Annotated in this window: 12 protein-coding genes; 7 read left to right on the top strand and 5 right to left on the bottom strand. The window is 62.2% G+C overall.

All coding sequences use genetic code 11. The annotated features are described in order from the left end of the window. Positions 1-16 precede the first annotated feature (16 nt). The gene (locus VGU25_12505) at positions 17-367 is read right to left on the bottom strand and encodes a hypothetical protein (protein HEV2578023.1); all 351 of its coding nucleotides are present in this window, start codon (positions 365-367) and stop codon (positions 17-19) included. A gap of 188 nt (positions 368-555) precedes the next feature. Here VGU25_12505 and VGU25_12500 point away from each other — a divergent pair, with 188 nt between their 5' ends. From VGU25_12500 to VGU25_12475, 6 genes are all read left to right on the top strand, one after another. Further along, complete coding sequence (locus VGU25_12500; GenBank protein ID HEV2578022.1) at positions 556-936, top strand: hypothetical protein; 381 nt, start codon at positions 556-558, stop codon at positions 934-936. A gap of 125 nt (positions 937-1061) precedes the next feature. Further along, positions 1062-3206, top strand: coding sequence for a prolyl oligopeptidase family serine peptidase (locus VGU25_12495; protein HEV2578021.1), 2145 nt, complete (start codon positions 1062-1064; stop codon positions 3204-3206). A 20-nt stretch (positions 3207-3226) separates the two neighbouring features. Beyond that, entirely contained in the window at positions 3227-3712 is a 486-nt protein-coding gene (locus tag VGU25_12490; protein HEV2578020.1) for a heme-degrading domain-containing protein, read from the top strand. 10 nt (positions 3713-3722) lie between these two features. Then, positions 3723-5015, top strand: coding sequence for a rhamnogalacturonan acetylesterase (locus VGU25_12485; protein HEV2578019.1), 1293 nt, complete (start codon positions 3723-3725; stop codon positions 5013-5015). Positions 5016-5033: 18 nt separating this feature from the next. Continuing rightward, positions 5034-6305 (top strand): class I SAM-dependent rRNA methyltransferase, encoded by a 1272-nt coding sequence (locus tag VGU25_12480; GenBank protein HEV2578018.1) that lies wholly within the window; start codon positions 5034-5036, stop codon positions 6303-6305. A gap of 76 nt (positions 6306-6381) precedes the next feature. After that, positions 6382-7710, top strand: a complete 1329-nt coding sequence (locus VGU25_12475) for an amidohydrolase family protein (GenBank protein HEV2578017.1) — start codon at positions 6382-6384, stop codon at positions 7708-7710. A gap of 5 nt (positions 7711-7715) precedes the next feature. On the opposite strand, the gene VGU25_12470 is transcribed toward VGU25_12475, so the two are convergent. Both VGU25_12470 and VGU25_12465 read right to left on the bottom strand, forming a co-directional pair. Beyond that, the gene (locus tag VGU25_12470) at positions 7716-8831 is read right to left on the bottom strand and encodes a hypothetical protein (protein HEV2578016.1); all 1116 of its coding nucleotides are present in this window, start codon (positions 8829-8831) and stop codon (positions 7716-7718) included. A 9-nt stretch (positions 8832-8840) separates the two neighbouring features. Further along, positions 8841-10352 carry a deoxyribodipyrimidine photo-lyase gene (locus VGU25_12465; GenBank protein ID HEV2578015.1) on the bottom strand — a complete coding sequence of 504 codons (1512 nt, stop codon included), beginning with the start codon at positions 10350-10352 and terminating at the stop codon, positions 8841-8843. 77 nt (positions 10353-10429) lie between these two features. On the opposite strand from VGU25_12465, the gene VGU25_12460 reads away from it, so the two are divergent. Continuing rightward, positions 10430-11059: an N-acetyltransferase gene (locus VGU25_12460; GenBank protein HEV2578014.1), complete on the top strand. Its 630-nt coding sequence runs from the start codon at positions 10430-10432 to the stop codon at positions 11057-11059. A 58-nt stretch (positions 11060-11117) separates the two neighbouring features. Here the strand turns inward: VGU25_12460 and VGU25_12455 are convergent, their stop codons facing one another. Both VGU25_12455 and VGU25_12450 read right to left on the bottom strand, forming a co-directional pair. Beyond that, a complete protein-coding gene (locus tag VGU25_12455; GenBank protein ID HEV2578013.1) occupies positions 11118-13175 on the bottom strand; it encodes a hypothetical protein in 2058 nt (685 codons plus the stop codon). Positions 13176-13377: 202 nt separating this feature from the next. Continuing rightward, positions 13378-15507 carry a hypothetical protein gene (locus VGU25_12450; GenBank protein ID HEV2578012.1) on the bottom strand — a complete coding sequence of 710 codons (2130 nt, stop codon included), beginning with the start codon at positions 15505-15507 and terminating at the stop codon, positions 13378-13380. Positions 15508-15557 lie beyond the last annotated feature (50 nt).

Here is a 15557-nt window from a genome sequence, read left to right as displayed (position 1 = left end):
CTCTTCGGACCAACTCTTACCTGTAGTATCCCGGCCCATACATGTGGCGAACAGCAACGTCATATCCGCGTCGGAAACCCATGCGATAGTCTTCGCGATCCGGCGGCGAGATGAAGTGCGGATTGCGGAACTCGTCGCGGTTCTCAACGTTCGGCGGCCGGTGATTCTTGAAGTCTCTCTTCGCGCCCTCGATGCCATCGTGAAAGCCTCGCTGCTGCGCGGCGCGAAACTCCGGCGGTGCCTGGTCCCATCCAGGTCCCTGCGCATATTGTTGCGGTGGCGGGCCATAGTACTGCGCAACCATCGCATTCCCACCCAAACCCATCATCAAAACAATCGCAGTTGCAGCCAGTGCTCGCGTCTTCATAGATCCTCCGCGCCGGGTTGTTTCCCGCGCACTGAGCTGAACCCACATCCTCCGCACAAGTTGCACGGGCGAATGACTTTCCGTCACGTACGTTGATGTTTTTGATCTCGCAATTCGCGACAACATCCGCAACTCCGCGGCCATCTAACTTCACGTGTGTGGCTAGTCTCTAGCCACGAGGAGAATGGATGAAAGGTATCGTTCGCTTAGTCACACCCGTAATATTCCTGGGCCTGGCAGGTGTCCCCATGGGGCGCACCGGGCAGGCACATGCGCAGGTTATTCAGTGGAACATCGAGACGCCGAACTACTACAACGATGTAGGCCGCCGCGGATTCCATGAGGGCGTTGAAGCCGCCCACCGCGACTTCGATGCACATCGCGACATGGATCCTTGGCATTATCCGCAGGTCCGCAATCCGCCCGTCCCCGGCCCGGAAAAAGAGCACTATCGGGACGCGTTTCTCCGCGGCTACAACGAAGCATTCCGCCGCGCTCGTGGATGGGACCAGGACCGCGGTTACGCCTGGCGCGATCACGACCACGACCACGATCAGTATCCTCACTAACCCCTGCACGACAACAAAGCAGGAGCCTTCGGGCTCCTGCTTTTTCGATAGAGCGCTCTTGACTCCGCGTTCACCCGGCAGTCTTTTCTATTAATCGCTCGCGCTCCTCCTGCTACCATCCGGCCATGACCGTCTGCACGCGCGTATCAGGTGGGCTCCTATTCCTGCTCGCCACCACCTTCGCGCTCCCTGCGCAGCAGCCTTTTTCGCTGCAGCAAGTGCTCAGCGCGCCCTACGCGTCGGAGCTCACCGCCGCTCCGGCCGGCGACCATTTCGCATGGGTCGAGGACGCCGAAGGGCATCGCAACCTTTGGATCGCCGCCGCGCGCTCGCCCGCACATCAGCTCACTCTGTTTGATAAGGATGATGGGCTCGATCTTTTCAGTCTCACCTGGTCGCCTGACGGAAGCGTGATTGCATTCACGCGTTCTACCGAAGATGGCCCGGACGAAAAGCCGTCGAACCCTGCGCACATTCAACAGATCCTGCAGCCGCAAATCTGGCTCGCTCCCGTTGACGGCCCCGTTCCGGCCGCACCGGCTGTGCGGGGGCAGAATCCACTCTTCTCGCGCGACGGCCACACGCTCTTTTTCATTCGCGACCACGCCATCTGGTCGCTTCCACTCTCACCCAGAGGTGTGCCGACACAGCTCGTTTTCGATCGCGGCCGCGCGTCGTCCCTGACGCTTTCACCCGACGGCAACCTGCTTGCTTTCGTGAGCGTGCGGGGCAACGGTCAGCGCGAGCACAGCTATCTCGCACTGTTCGATCTGCGCACGCATGTCCTCACCTTTCCGGCTCCGTCCACTGATAACGACTCCGCGCCCGCATTCTCGCGCGACGGCAAGCAGCTCGCCTGGCTGCGCTCACCCTTCGTTACGGCGCCGGAGTTCGCCGCCAACCGCACCTCCGCAAATCCCTGGTCGATCCAGCTTCTGGACATCGCCAGCGGCCAATCTCACGCTGCCTTTATCGCTGCGCCTAACGTCCCCGGCTCGGTGCTTCCGCACATGTCCTCCGGCGAGCCGCGGCTCCTCTGGTCAATCAACAATCACATCCTCTTCGCCAGCGAAGCCGATGGCTGGGTCCACCTCTACTCTCTGGATCCTGCGCACACCGACCACGCTCCGCTGCTTCTGACCGAGGGTCCTTTCGAGGTCGAGGACCCCGCGCTTAGCTCCGACGGCCGAATCCTTGTCTTTGCCTCCAATCAATCCATGCGCGATCCTCTCGACGTCGACCGCCGGCACATCTGGCGCATGAACCTCGACGCCGATCCTGCACCCGTTGAGATCACACGTGGCGCCGGCATCGAAGTTCATCCGGTCTTCTCATCCGCCGGCAACCTGGCGGCGCTCGTCTCCGACGCCCGCGGACCCATGCACGCGGCATTTATCAATTCGCGCGGAGACATGCAGCCGATGCATGCCAACGCGCTGCCCGCCGGCTACCCAACAGCGCAGTTCACTGCTCCACAGCAGGTCCTCTTCCCCTCGCAGGACAAGCTCTTCACGCTGCACGGCCAGGTCTTCTTCCCTCCGCACTTCAACCCGCAATCACGCCACGCCGCGATTCTTTTCTTCCACGGCGGCCCGCATCGCCAGATGCTGCTCGGCTACCCGGGCATGGACTACTACTCCAACGCCTACGCGATGAATCAGTACCTCGCCTCGCGAGGATTTATCGTGCTCAGCGTGAACTACCGCTGCGGGATCGGCTACGGCATAGTCTTCCGCGATTGCGAAAACTCCGGCGCGGCGGGCGCCGCCGAGTACAACGACGTTCTCGGCGCCGTGAGCTACCTTCGCTCGTCCTCCTACGTGGATCCGGCGCGGGTTGGCATCTGGGGCGGAAGCTACGGCGGATATCTCACCGCGCTCGCACTCGCGCGCAACAGCGACCTCTTCGCCGCAGGCGTCGACTTCCACGGCGTTCACGAGTGGGCCCGCGAGGACAACGCCACCGCCGACTGGCTTCGGGGCTCGCTCGCCGAGCAGGAACGCATTGCCGCCATCGCGCATGCCAGCTCGCCAATCGCTGACGTTGCCCGCTGGCACTCGCCCGTCCTGTTCATCCACGGCGACGACGACCCCGACGTCGCCTACCAGCAGACGCCCCGACTCGCCGATGCCCTCCGGGCTCGTGGAGTTTCGGTAGACGAACTCATCTTTCCAGACGAGGTCCACGACTTCATCCTCTACCGCGACTGGCTTAACAGTTATCAACACGCAGCCGCATTCTTCGAACGAACCTTGCATCCTGAACGTTGAGCCAGACGTCCCACTGTCATATGTCGATTGAGAACGACCTGGCCATCCTCGAGCAGCAGGAACAGATCCTCCGGTTCCAAAGCTTCAACCCCGGAACCGCATGGGAGCTCGGCTGCTACCTGCGCACCCTCCTCATGGACTGTCAGGCGGGTGGCACCATTGAAATCGAACTCGCCGACCACCTGCTCTTTGCCTGCGCGACGCCAACCTCCAACCCCGGCCAGGCCGACTGGGTTCGCCGCAAACGCAACGTAGTGCACCGCTTCGGCCGGAGCTCCTACGCGATCGGACGCATCCTGGAATCCAACAACGAGACTCTGCAATCGCGTCACTGTCTCAAAGCGGCGGACTATGCGGCGCAAGGCGGCGGCTTCCCGATCCTCCTCGAGGGCACCGGCGCGGTAGGCAGCATCGTCATGTCCGGCCTGCCGCAGCGTGACGACCACTGCCTCGTCATCGCTGCTCTAGCCCACGTGCTCAATAAAGACGTCCCCCGCCTGAGCTAAATTCAGAATCATGAAGCTGTTGAGATTCCTGCTGACCACGCCCATTTTTTGGGTGACGATCGCTGCTGGCCAGGCTACTTCGACAACCATCCCGGCTTACCATCGCGCGTTCGTCTTTGGGCAGAGCGCCCATGCCTCCGACGCCATCACCGCCGTCACCTCGCCCGCACCCTACTCAGCCGGCTGGGGGTTCGGCTTTGAAGGCGACCCTCCGTCCGTCGAAGCCTCGAGCATCGGCGGCAAGCCATTCTTCTTCAGCTTCGACGCCCCCGAAGGCAACTACCGCCTGACCGTGACCCTCGGTGCCGATGAGCCTTCCGACACCACCGTCAAGGCAGAACTCCGCCGCCTGATGATCGAGGCCGCCGCCGCGCCGGCAGGCGGAAGCGTCACTAAGACCTTCATCGTCAACGTCCGCACTCCGGCGCTGCCCACCGGCGGCGTCGTTCGCCTCAAAGCTCCACGCGAGAGCGAACAGGAAGCCCGTGACTGGGACAGCCGCATCACCCTCGAGTTCGACGGCACGAACCCAGGCATTCGCAGGCTCACCGTCGACCGCGTCGACGTGCCGACGATCTATCTGCTCGGCGACTCCACCGTTTGCGACCAGATGGGCGAGCCCTACGCCTCGTGGGGGCAGATGCTGCCACGCTTCTTCAAGGCCACCATCGCCGTCGCCAACCACGCCGAGTCCGGCGAGACCGTCGCCGCCAGCAACTCGCGCGGCCGCTTTGCCAAAATCCTCTCCCTCATTCAGCCCGGCGACGTCTTCATCGTCCAGTTCGGCCACAACGACATGAAGGAAAAAGCCAAGGACCCTGATGCCGCCAGCAAATATAAAGCCGGCCTCATCGCCTGGGCCAACGCCATCAAGGCCAAAGGCGCCACTCCCGTCATCGTCACGCCGATGAATCGTCACACCTTCCAGGACGGCCACGTCGTCAACAGCCTCGAAGAATATCCGCAGATGGCGCGCGAAGCTGCGGCCGAAACCGGCTCCGCACTCATCGACCTCAACGCGCAGTCAAAGATCCTCTACGAAGCCTTTGGTGAGAAGGGCTCGCTGCACTTGTTCGAACACAACGCCGACTACACCCAGATGGACGGCACGCACCATTCGCCCTTCGGCGCCTACGAGCTCGCCAAGCTCATCGTCCAGGGACTCATCGACGACAAGCTCCCCGTCGCCCAGCAGATCGTCGACGACTGGACGCCCTTCAACCCCGCCCACCCGGACGCCGAAGCCGACTTCCACGTACCACCCTCCATCACCTTCGCCACCGCCAAACCCTTCGGCAACTGATCACCTATCCTGAACAGGATGATCTCCACGCTGCCCATCACGCGCCGCGCCGCCGACCGCCTCCGCGCCGGCCACCTCTGGGTCTACCGCTCCGACATCGAACAGGCAGACGAAACACTCGCTCCCGGCGCGCTCGTCACCGTCGTCGACAACCGCAAGATCCCACTCGGCACCGCGCTCTACTCCACCACCTCGCAGATCGCAGCCCGCGTCGTCTCGCGTACGCCCGCACTCACGCGAGAGCAATATCTCGACGACCTGCGCAGCCGCATTCAGACTGCACTCGAACTTCGTCATGAGCTCGCGCCGCTCACCGCGGACAACAACGCCCACCGCCTCATCTTCGCCGAAGCCGACAACCTCCCCGGCATCATCGCCGACCGCTACAACGACCTCATCATCCTCCAACTCCTCAGCCAGGGCACCGCACAGGACGACGTCCGCGAAATCATCGTCGAAACACTCCGCCAGCATCTCGCGCCGAACAACGAACAGCTCACCATCTGGGAACGCCCCGACCCGCGCATCCGCGAGCTCGAGCAACTTCCTGCGCCGGCACCTGGCCCACTCTTCACCAACGCATCGGGCGAAGCCCCATCCATCACCACCTTCACGCTCAACGGCCTGCGCTTCCACTACGACGCATCCGCCGGCCAGAAGACCGGAGCCTTCCTCGACCAGCGCCTCAACTACGACGCCGCTGCACGCCACGTGCTCGCCTCCGGCCGCAAGAATCGCGCCCTCGACGTGTGCACCTACCAGGGCGGCTTCGCCCTCCACCTTGCGCAGGTGTGTGAACACGTCGTCGGCATCGACCAATCGCGCTCGGCTCTCGAAGCCGCGGAACGCAACCTCGCGCTCAACCCACACCTGCGCGCCACGGTGGACTGGATCGAGGCCGACGCATTCGCCTTGTTCCGCGCACTCGACGACGCCACGCGCAATCCCTCCGAAAATCTCCCGCTCGCGCCCGGCCCCTACGACGCCATCGTGCTCGACCCGCCCGCCTTCGCGAAATCAAAACGCGCCGCCGAAGGCGCCCTTCGCGGCTACAAAGAGCTCAACCTCCGCGCCATTCGCCTGCTCGCTCCCGGTGGCACGCTCATCACCTGCTCCTGCTCGCACCACGTCTCGCTCGCCGACTTCACCGAGACCGTCGCTGCAGCCGCAGCCGACGCAGGCCGCCGCGTGCAACTCCTCGAAACCCGCGCCGCCGCTCCCGACCACCCCGAAGTTCTCACGCTTCCCGAAACCCGCTATCTCAAATGCCTCATCTGTCGCGTCGACTGACGGCCCACCACGCTCGACCTCACAGCTCACAATTGAACGAACCATTTTCGAGACGCGCTGGGGTACGCTGTTGCGCATGAACTTTCGCGCCGCGCTGCTCGCTCTCACTCTCATCAGCACGTTCACCTGCGCGCCCGCTCAGCGGCCGGCCGTTGACCCGCAACTCGCGCGCGAAATCGACAGCATCCACGCGATCGACAACCATGCCCACCCAATGCTCTCTCCGCCCGCCGACTCAACAGATCGTGAGTTCGACGCACTGCCCGTGGACAGCATGGCGCCGCAGACCGATCCCGTCGCACTCCGCCCCGACTGGCCGCCGCTCACCGACGCGTGGCGAGCTCTCTTCGACATCGACCTCCAGCCTCCAATCAGACCCGACACCCAGAAGCTGCTCGACGCCGCGCGCGCCCGCGTCAAAGCCCGCGAAGGCGAGCACTATTCCAGTTACATCCTCGACAAATCCAACATCGGCACCATGGTCGCGAACCGTGTCGCGATGGGCACCGGCGTCGAACCTCCCCGCTTCCTCTGGGTGCCGTACGAAGACGCGCTGCTCTTTCCGCTCAACAACGCCGGGCTCGCCGCAGACCCCGATCGCGCACAATTCTTCGCCCTCGAAGACAAGCTCCGCGCGCGCTACCTCCGCGAGCGAGGCTGGAAAAAATTCCCGCCCACACTCGGCCAATACGTCGGCGGATTCATCCTGCCGACGCTTCGCCGTCAACACGACCACGGCGCCATCGCCGCAAAATTCGAGCTTGCTTACCTGCGCTCTCTTGCTATCGGAAATCCCACTCCCGCTCAAGCGGAAGCAGTTTACGCAAGATATATCAATACCAATACATCTCCTGACCCTGCCACTTATAAACCGCTCCAGGACTATTTATTTCGCGTGATCGCCGTCTACTGCGGTCAACTCGGTATGCCTGTGCATCTGCATTCCATGGCCGGCGCCGGTAGTTACTTCTCCATCACCGGCGGCAGTCCCATGAACCTCGAACCGCTGCTCAACGATCCCGGCCTGCGCCAGACGAACTTCGTCTTTCTCCACGGCGGCTGGCCCTTCGTGCACGAGATCGGCGCCATGCTCGAGAAACCGAACGTCTACCTCGACATCTCGCAGCAAGCGCTCGTCATTCCCGCGGCCACACTCGCAACCTGGCTGCGTGAGTGGCTCGAACTCTTCCCGGACAAAGTCCTCTTCGGCACCGATGGCTATCCGTATTCACCCTCGCTCGGCTGGGAAGAATCCACGTGGCTCGCCGCGCGCAACGCCCGCAACGCGCTCACAATCGCGCTCAGCGGCATGGAGCGCGACGGCGAGATCACGCCCGCACGCGCCTCACAGCTCGCGCACATGGTCCTGCACGACAACGCTGCTGCGCTCTACCACATCAAGTAAGAGCGCTACCTCAATCGCAACGCGCGCTCAAAGAACTGCACCGCCAGATCGTCCACCTGTGTGTGCACCGCCTCGCGATCGACATTCGCTGGATCCTCGCAAAATACACCGAGCTTCTGCTTGCCCTCCGCCGTGCACGTATCCAGAAACGTGTAGTGCACCACATTCGGCAGCACCGTCTCCTTCGCTCCGCGAATGTGCGCGCGAATATAGTCGGCATTGTCCTTCGGCGTCGCAATCGGGTCTGCCGATCCCACCACGATCTCCACCGGCACGCGCATCGCATGCAGGCTGTCGGGGGTCAACGTCATTCCCACCGCCGGCGCAATCGCAAAAATCGCATGCACGCGCGGATCGCGATAGCTCTCATTCGACTGCGCCAGCGACACACCGCTCGTCCTTCGTGCCGTCGCCAGCATCTGCTCGGGCGTTCCCATGTCCTTCATCTCCGGCACGTGGCACACCGTCGCGGCCGGCTGCTGTTTGCAAAGGTCGACAATCACGCTGATGTCGGTGCGCGCCCCGCCCAGCGCCAGCACTGTGTACCCGCCAATCGAAAACCCCGCCGCACCCACACGATCCACATCAATCTTCGGCCCGAACTCCGGATCCGCCAGCATGCCATCCAGCACCTCGCTCAAATCCGTCGCGCGCTCCCACCACAGCACAAACCCCTCCGCCGTGTACGGCTCCAGCGCGTTATTCCCCGGATGATTCACTGCGGCCGCAATGAACCCCGCGCGCGCCAGCGCCGTCCCCAGCCACGCCATCTGCATCGCAGATCCACCCGTGCCATGCGACAGCAAAATCAGCGGCCACTTCTCCAGCGCCGGAGCCATCGGCGCATGCTCCTCGGCCTTGCCCGCCAGCAGCAGCGGAGCATCCGGCGGGCCAATCACCTGTTGCGATTCCACCGCATTCTCCGCCGCCGGGTACCACACCGTCACGCGCAGCTCCTGGTGTTCCGCGCCGCGCCAGTTCCGCTGCGCCTTCGGATGAAACACGCGCGACGTCACTCCAACCTTGAACTGCTCCTGCGGTAATTCCTTCTTGTGCTTCTCCGCAGTCGCAGAGCCCACCACAACACAACTCAACAGCAGCAGATACGCGCCAATCTTCATGCCAACAGCTTATCTCTGCTGACCAAAGTCCAGGGTTCCGCCGCGCATCTGCGCGATATAACTCTTCGCATCAAACTTCCGCGCCGTGCTCCCGCCGCTCATATACCGCCGCTTCCCAAACACCGGCCGCTCGCCCCACGCGCGATCAAACTTTCCCAGGATCGCCCACGCGATTCCCGCATACCCGTTCGGATCACGCCCATCCAGAAAGTAGCGATCGTTCAGATAAATGGCCTGCTTCATCGCCGTCTCCGCATTCGGCGTCCATTCCAGAATCTTCTTCGCCCAGTACATCCGCATGTAGTTGTGCATCCATCCGTGATGCACCATCTGCATCTGCGCCGCGTTCCAGAGCTCATCGTGCGTGCGCGCCTCTTCCATCTGCTTCAACGTGTAGAGCACCTCGCGCTCATCGCGATCGTGCTCCGCAATCGTCCTTGCCGCCCAGTTGTCCGCGCATGCAGCCGAGTCATACCGCGGCTGCATGCGCACAAAGTTCACGCTCAACTCGCGCCACACGATCAACTGATCCAGAAATGCATCCGCCGCACTCTTCATCGCCGGATGCTTCTTCGCCGCCGCCTTCACCTTCAGAGCAATCGTCGCCGGACCAATATGTCCGAAGTGCAGATACGGCGACAGCTTGCTCGTCCCATCTGTTTCCGGCCGGTTCCGGTCCCGCTCATACCCCGCCAGCATTTCCGAAATAAATAAGTCCAGCCGCTTCATCGCAGTTTTGCGCCCGCCGCGCCACTCCTCGACCGGTGGCACCGTCCGGTCAAACTCCCGCCACCCGCGCGTGATGTCCGCGCGCACATCCTCCGCCTCCAGACCACGCGGCCGCTTCCACTGCACCTCCGCCCGGGGATTCTCATACCCCTGCAGAAACTCCGGCAGCCTCCGCATCAATCTCGGGCGAATGATACCCGCGCTGAACTGCGCCTTCTCGAGCAGCTTCGACGGCACAATCACATCCGCATCCACCGTCCAGAACGGCACACGCAGCGTCCCCGCCAGCCGCGCGCGCCACTCCTCCGGCACGCGCATCGGATTCTCATCTCCGATAACCATCGCGGCACCCACATCCGCAAAGAACCGCTCGTGGCTCTCATTAGGCGCCCGCCGCATCACAAATCCAACGCCCCGCTCCTCGCAGTCCTCTTCCACATCCGCCAGCCCTTGATTCATGAACGCATAGTGCCGCAGGTTCGCATGCGGAAAATTCTTCACCACCGCGAAGTACGCCACGCACGGCAGGCCAAGCGCATTCGCCACATGCACCGCAATATCCAACGCGTGATTATCGCGTCCCCGCTGCGCCCGCTGCATCCAGTACACGACGCATCGCCCACCCTCCGGCGCACCACCGCGCCGCACCGTCACCCGCGAATCCTCCGCCAGCCGCCGCAGCTCCTTCGGCACACGCCCATCCGCAGCGAACTCATCGCCAAGCCGCGCATACACCGCATCTTTCTCCTGTTGCGTGCTCAGTTCTTCCCCCACCTGCGCCGTCGGCGTCACCGGCTCAGCCTACTTCATTCGCCGCGACGAACTATCATCGGTCTACATCTGGATTCCACCCCACTGCGGAAACTCTCATGTCCTGTGATGTCACTGAAACCGCCTGGATCGTCCCCGCCTCAGAGCCCACGCTCGAACCCGTAAGGCTCCGTCGCGCCACCATCGGCGACGCACCCGCACTCGCTCTCGTCGGCGCCGCCACCTTCCTCGAAGCCTTCACATGGATGCTTCCCGGCGCCGACATCATCGCGCACTGCGCAAAGAATCACACCGCCGAAGCCTACCGCGACGCACTCGCCCAACCCCACACGCGCATCACCCTCGCCGAGACAGTCGCCAGCCGCGCGCCCGTCGGCTACGTCATGCTCACCGACCCGGACCTCCCCACCTTCCCGCTCCAGCCCGGCGACATCGAGCTCAAGCGCATCTACCTGCTCTCCCGTTTCCGCTCGCGCCGCTTCGCTCCCGTCCTCGACGACGCCGGCCAGCCGCAGCCCGAGCTCAGCGCCGGCCAGGCGCTCATGAATGCCGCCATCGCCGACGCCAGCTCCATGGATTGCCGCCGTCTTCTTCTCGGAACCAACGCCGACAACCAGCGCGCCATCAGCTTCTACCGCCGCAACGGCTTTGCCGAAGCCGGAACCCGCACCTTCCAGGTCGGCAGCCAACGCTGCTGCGACGCCATCTTCGCTCGCCCGCTCGGTTAGTGCTTAAAGACGTACGGGGCCCTTCAACATGGCCCCATACACGCTACGCTCTCGATCGTTACGGCTTTGTTCCCAGATTGCCGGGAATAATCGTGGTGGTCTGACTGTTTCCAGTACCCGTGATCACGGTCGCTCCGCCGTAGAACGGCATCGCAGTTGGTGTCGCCAGTCCGAGCAGTTGCGTAACAGATCCATCTGCATTCCCGGTCCACACGTTGCCCGACCCGTCCACGCCGATCACAATCGCCCCCGTTCCGCTGACTGCGCCAGTGCTGAAGCCGCTGGACGCCAGCCAGTTGCTGGTCGTGGGACTGTAGGCGCTCACCGTATTCGCGCCCGCGTTCGCAATCCAGATGGTGTTTGCACCATCCACCACGAGCTTATAAGGCTCATTCATGCCACCGCCGTTGTAGGAGGCAGTAACCGTCGTCGATCCGTTTGTGATCTCGTCCAGGTATGCGGTGCCCGTGTTCGTCGTAATCCAGACATTGCTGTTGCTGTCGCTTGCAGTCGTGTAGGACTGCGGCCCCGCCGACTCGTCGGCCTTGTAGGTTCGAGTTCCATTCTTCAAGGTGACCGTTAGGTTGGCCGTGTAAGCCGTACCCGTGCTCGGCAGCCATGACTGTCCCGTGTTGTCCACCGCGATCCAGCCAGGCGTGTTAATGTCCGGGAAACCGGTGCTTCCCTTCTCGTACTTAACCTTGGTGTAAGTGGAGCTGCTGGCGTCGAACAGCACGATTCCCGGTGTATCCTCGTTCGCCTGGTAAGCCAGATAGCCGCTGCCATCGGGGTCCAGCGCGAACGACGTCAAAATCGGCCCGTTGTTCTTAATGCTCGCCGTGACCGTCTGTGTAATGTTCCCTGAGGTGTCCAGCACATCCACAATACTGTTGCCGTAGTCTGAGACCCAGATCGTCCCGTCCGCCGGTGAAACGGCCACGCCCTTCACCATCCCGAAGCTGTAGTTATAGGTGTTCGCAGCGCCCAGCGGTCCAACCTTCACGACGCCCTTCACCCGGTCGCCAATCCAGGCGTTGCCGTTCGAATCGAAGGCGATATTGAAAGGACCACTGATGATTTTGTTGTTTCCATCTGTTGCCGGCTGACTCAAGAGGCTGTTATAGATCACCGGCATCGTCCAGTCCGCTGGCTGCGTCGTCAGTGTGGGTGTAAACACCGGCGTCGTCGGCGTCAGATTCCAGATGTTCGCTACTCGTGTCGGATTTGTCGAAGTGTTTGCCTGATTGTGCACGATATTAAATATCGCGTTCGCTTCGTCGGTCGCCTGCGTTCCGTATGTAGTCGTCGCAGCCTGAAATAGCGACATGCACTGCGACGAACTGGCGCTCGAGGTGTTCACGCACGTTGCCAGGATGTTGGCCAGCGCATAGATCTTGCTCTGCGGATTGACGCCGTTCCTGTTGCCGTTCGGCGACGCCAATCCTCCCCCATACCAGTTGGTGGTCGTAGCCGCCTGTCCGTACCACAGGTTCACAATGTTGTTCGCATTCGCGAATGCGTTCGCCAGCGCCGTCTCGCCCGCGACATCCGACGAGACGTTATACGCCGTCGTCGCAAAACCACCCACCGAATACGCGAAGGCGACCGTCGTCACCTCGTTGATCACCAGGTACGGCACCTGCGCTGCCATGCTGCCGGACGCGGGGCACTGGCCCAGCGCCGCCATCTGCACGATCGCCGTATTGTTCACAGTGCCGGACAATCCCGGATTGCCGCCCACCGCCACCATGTAGACCTGCTGCCCTTCAGTGCACGTGTAGTCACCGCCAACCGCGAAATTGCCGTTCGAGTCGGTCAGCACATAGCAGGCGCCCGCCACTGCACCATTGCTGCAACTCACCCCGCTCGCCCCCGATGTAAGCAGCGACGTCGCACTCGTGCCATAGCCGCCCTGTCCTGCCGCGAACAGATAAATCTGCGCGCCGCTGACAGGGAAGTTACCGCCGTGAACTTTGCCTTGAATTGTGCCAATGGGCGTCTTGTTCAACGTCACAGGCCCAGGCGCAAAGCTGCCGGAGCATCCCGTCAGCAGCAGAGCTCCGAAAATTAAGAGATGGAAAGGTACAGCACTCGCCTTACGGCCGCTGGAGCACATGAGGTTGCTCTCTTTCGAGTGAATTTGGACCGGTGCGACCGGGGCCCGACTGCCCGACTGCTTTGCCCAATTTCAACTACGTAGCCCGTACTGCTTGGCCCGAAAGAACTGCTGACCCGACCTCTACTTGACCCGAACTATTGCTGGCTCAACTTGACCTGAAGCAACTGCTGGCCCGACCTCCTTGCCCTTGCCCTTGCGGCTACGGCCTTGTTCCTAGATTTCCCTTCGTCACCGTGACCACATTTTTGGTTCCGACGACTGTCAGAGTTGTGTTGCCGCCATAGAACGGTGCAACCGCCGGCGTTGCGAGCCCCAGCAACTCCGTCACGGACTCATCTGAGTTCCCAGTCCACACGTTGCCGGAGGGATCAATGCCGATCACAACGCAGCTGGTGCTACCGAACGTCACCGGCGCATTGGTCCCCGCACCCGTTGTGGCCTGCGAGAGTGTTACGACACTGCCGCTGATGCTGGAGACGGTGGTTCCGCTCGGAATCCCGGTGCCTGTGACGACGCCGCCAACCGAGATGCCGGTGAAGCTGGCAACCGTAACAGTGGTGCTGTTGGCCGAGTAGGTGCCTGTCGTCGTGATACCCGGCGCGCCTGTGCTGAAACCGTTCGGCGACAACCAGGTTCCCTTCGATGCACCGCCGGAAACATTCAAAGCGCTCACAGTATTCGCGCCGTAATTCGCAATCCAAACGGTGTTGCTGCCGTCGATGACCATCTTGTACGGCTCATTTATGCCGCCGCCTGTGTAGCTTCCGCCGAGTGAGCCGGCCGACTGGTATGCGCCCTCCGTCGCGTAATAAATCGTCGGCTCGGTCGTCGTGTTTGTAGCCAGCCATACGTTGCCCAGCCCATCGGCAGCGGTCGTATAGGACTGGACGCCGGAGATCTGAAAGGGCGGATACTTCATGGTGCCCAACTTGTCCGAAACCGTCAGCTCGCCAAGAAAGTTCGTGTTATTGCTCGGAATCCAGACATCTCCTGCGTTGTCGACGGATATCCAGCCCGGCGTATTGATACCCGAGTAGTCGTCATTGCCGTCGGTGGTAGAGGTATAGTGCGACCCCGTGTAGGTGCCGGCGTCGTATGCCGAAATGCCCGTCGTGGTCTCGGTCGCCTCGTAGGCCAGGTAGTTACCGCCCGCGGGATTGGACGCAAAAGCAGTCAGGATGGGCCCGTTGTTTGCAAGGTGCGTGACAATCGTCGCCACCGGCGTCAGGCTCGTTCCGGTGGGCCGCATCACGTCAACCTGGTTTTTCCCGTAATCAGTAATCCAGAGCGTTCCATCCTGCGGCGACACCGCCACGCCCTTCACCATGTTGAATCCGTTAGCCGCATTCGAGAACGTCGTGGTTGTGCCCTGCGGATTAATCTCAATCACGCCATTGATGCGGTCCCCGATCCACGCATTGCCGCTCGCGTCGAACACAACGTTGTATGGGCCGCCGATGATCGCTGTTCCATTCACGTTCGTGCTCGGTGCGCTGATCACCTTGTTGTAGATCACCGGTATCGTCCAGTCCGCCGGCGCCGTGTTCAACGTCGGTGAGAAAGGTCCGGTCGATCCGCCAAGATTGAAAATGCTCGTAACGTTCTGTGCCTGGTTATGTGCGATGTTGAAGATCGCACTCGCCTCATCCGTCGCCGCTGCTCCCGACGAATTCGTCGCAGCGCTAAACAGACTCGAGCACGAGCCCGAGGGTGCTCCCGTCGAAGGATTCGGCTGCGTGTTCACGCATGTCGCCAGAATGTTGGCCAGGGTATTGATCTTCGCGTACGGGAGGACGCTGTTCGAATTGCCCGCCGCCACACCCCGGGCCACACCATTTCCTAGGTTCACAATGTTGCCCGCATTCGCCAGCGCGTTCGCCAGCGCTGTCTCGCCGCCCGCATCCGAAGAGACGTTGTAGGGCGTCGTAGCAAAGCCGCTCATCGCATAGGCGAAAGCGACCGTCGTCACCTCGTTCAGCGTCACGTACGGAACCACACTCGACAGGCTGTCGCTCGCCGGGCACGTTCCCAGCGCGGCCATCTGCACAATCGATGTGTTGTTAACCGTCCCGGTCAGCCCCGGGTTGCCGCCCACGCCGACCAGATAAACCTGTTGCCCTTCGGTGCATGTGTAGTCGGGCGTGAGCGTAAAGTTGCCACCCGAGTCGGTCGTCACATAGCAGGCGCCCGCCACTGCGGCGTTGCTGCAGCTCACCCCGCTCGCCCCGGAGGTAATCAGCGACGTCGCACTCGTCCCGTAGCCGCCCTGTCCCGCGGCAAACAGATAGATTTGCGCCCCCGTCACCGGGAAATTGCCGCCATGAACCATGCCTTGGATACTCCCAATCGGGGTTTTGTTCAGCGTTACAGGACCAGGGC

The organism is Acidobacteriaceae bacterium (assembly GCA_035944135.1).
Classification (GTDB): domain Bacteria; phylum Acidobacteriota; class Terriglobia; order Terriglobales; family Acidobacteriaceae; genus Granulicella.
The sequence above is the reverse complement of the archived record's forward strand: the minus strand, read 5'-3'. Positions and strand labels throughout refer to the sequence as shown.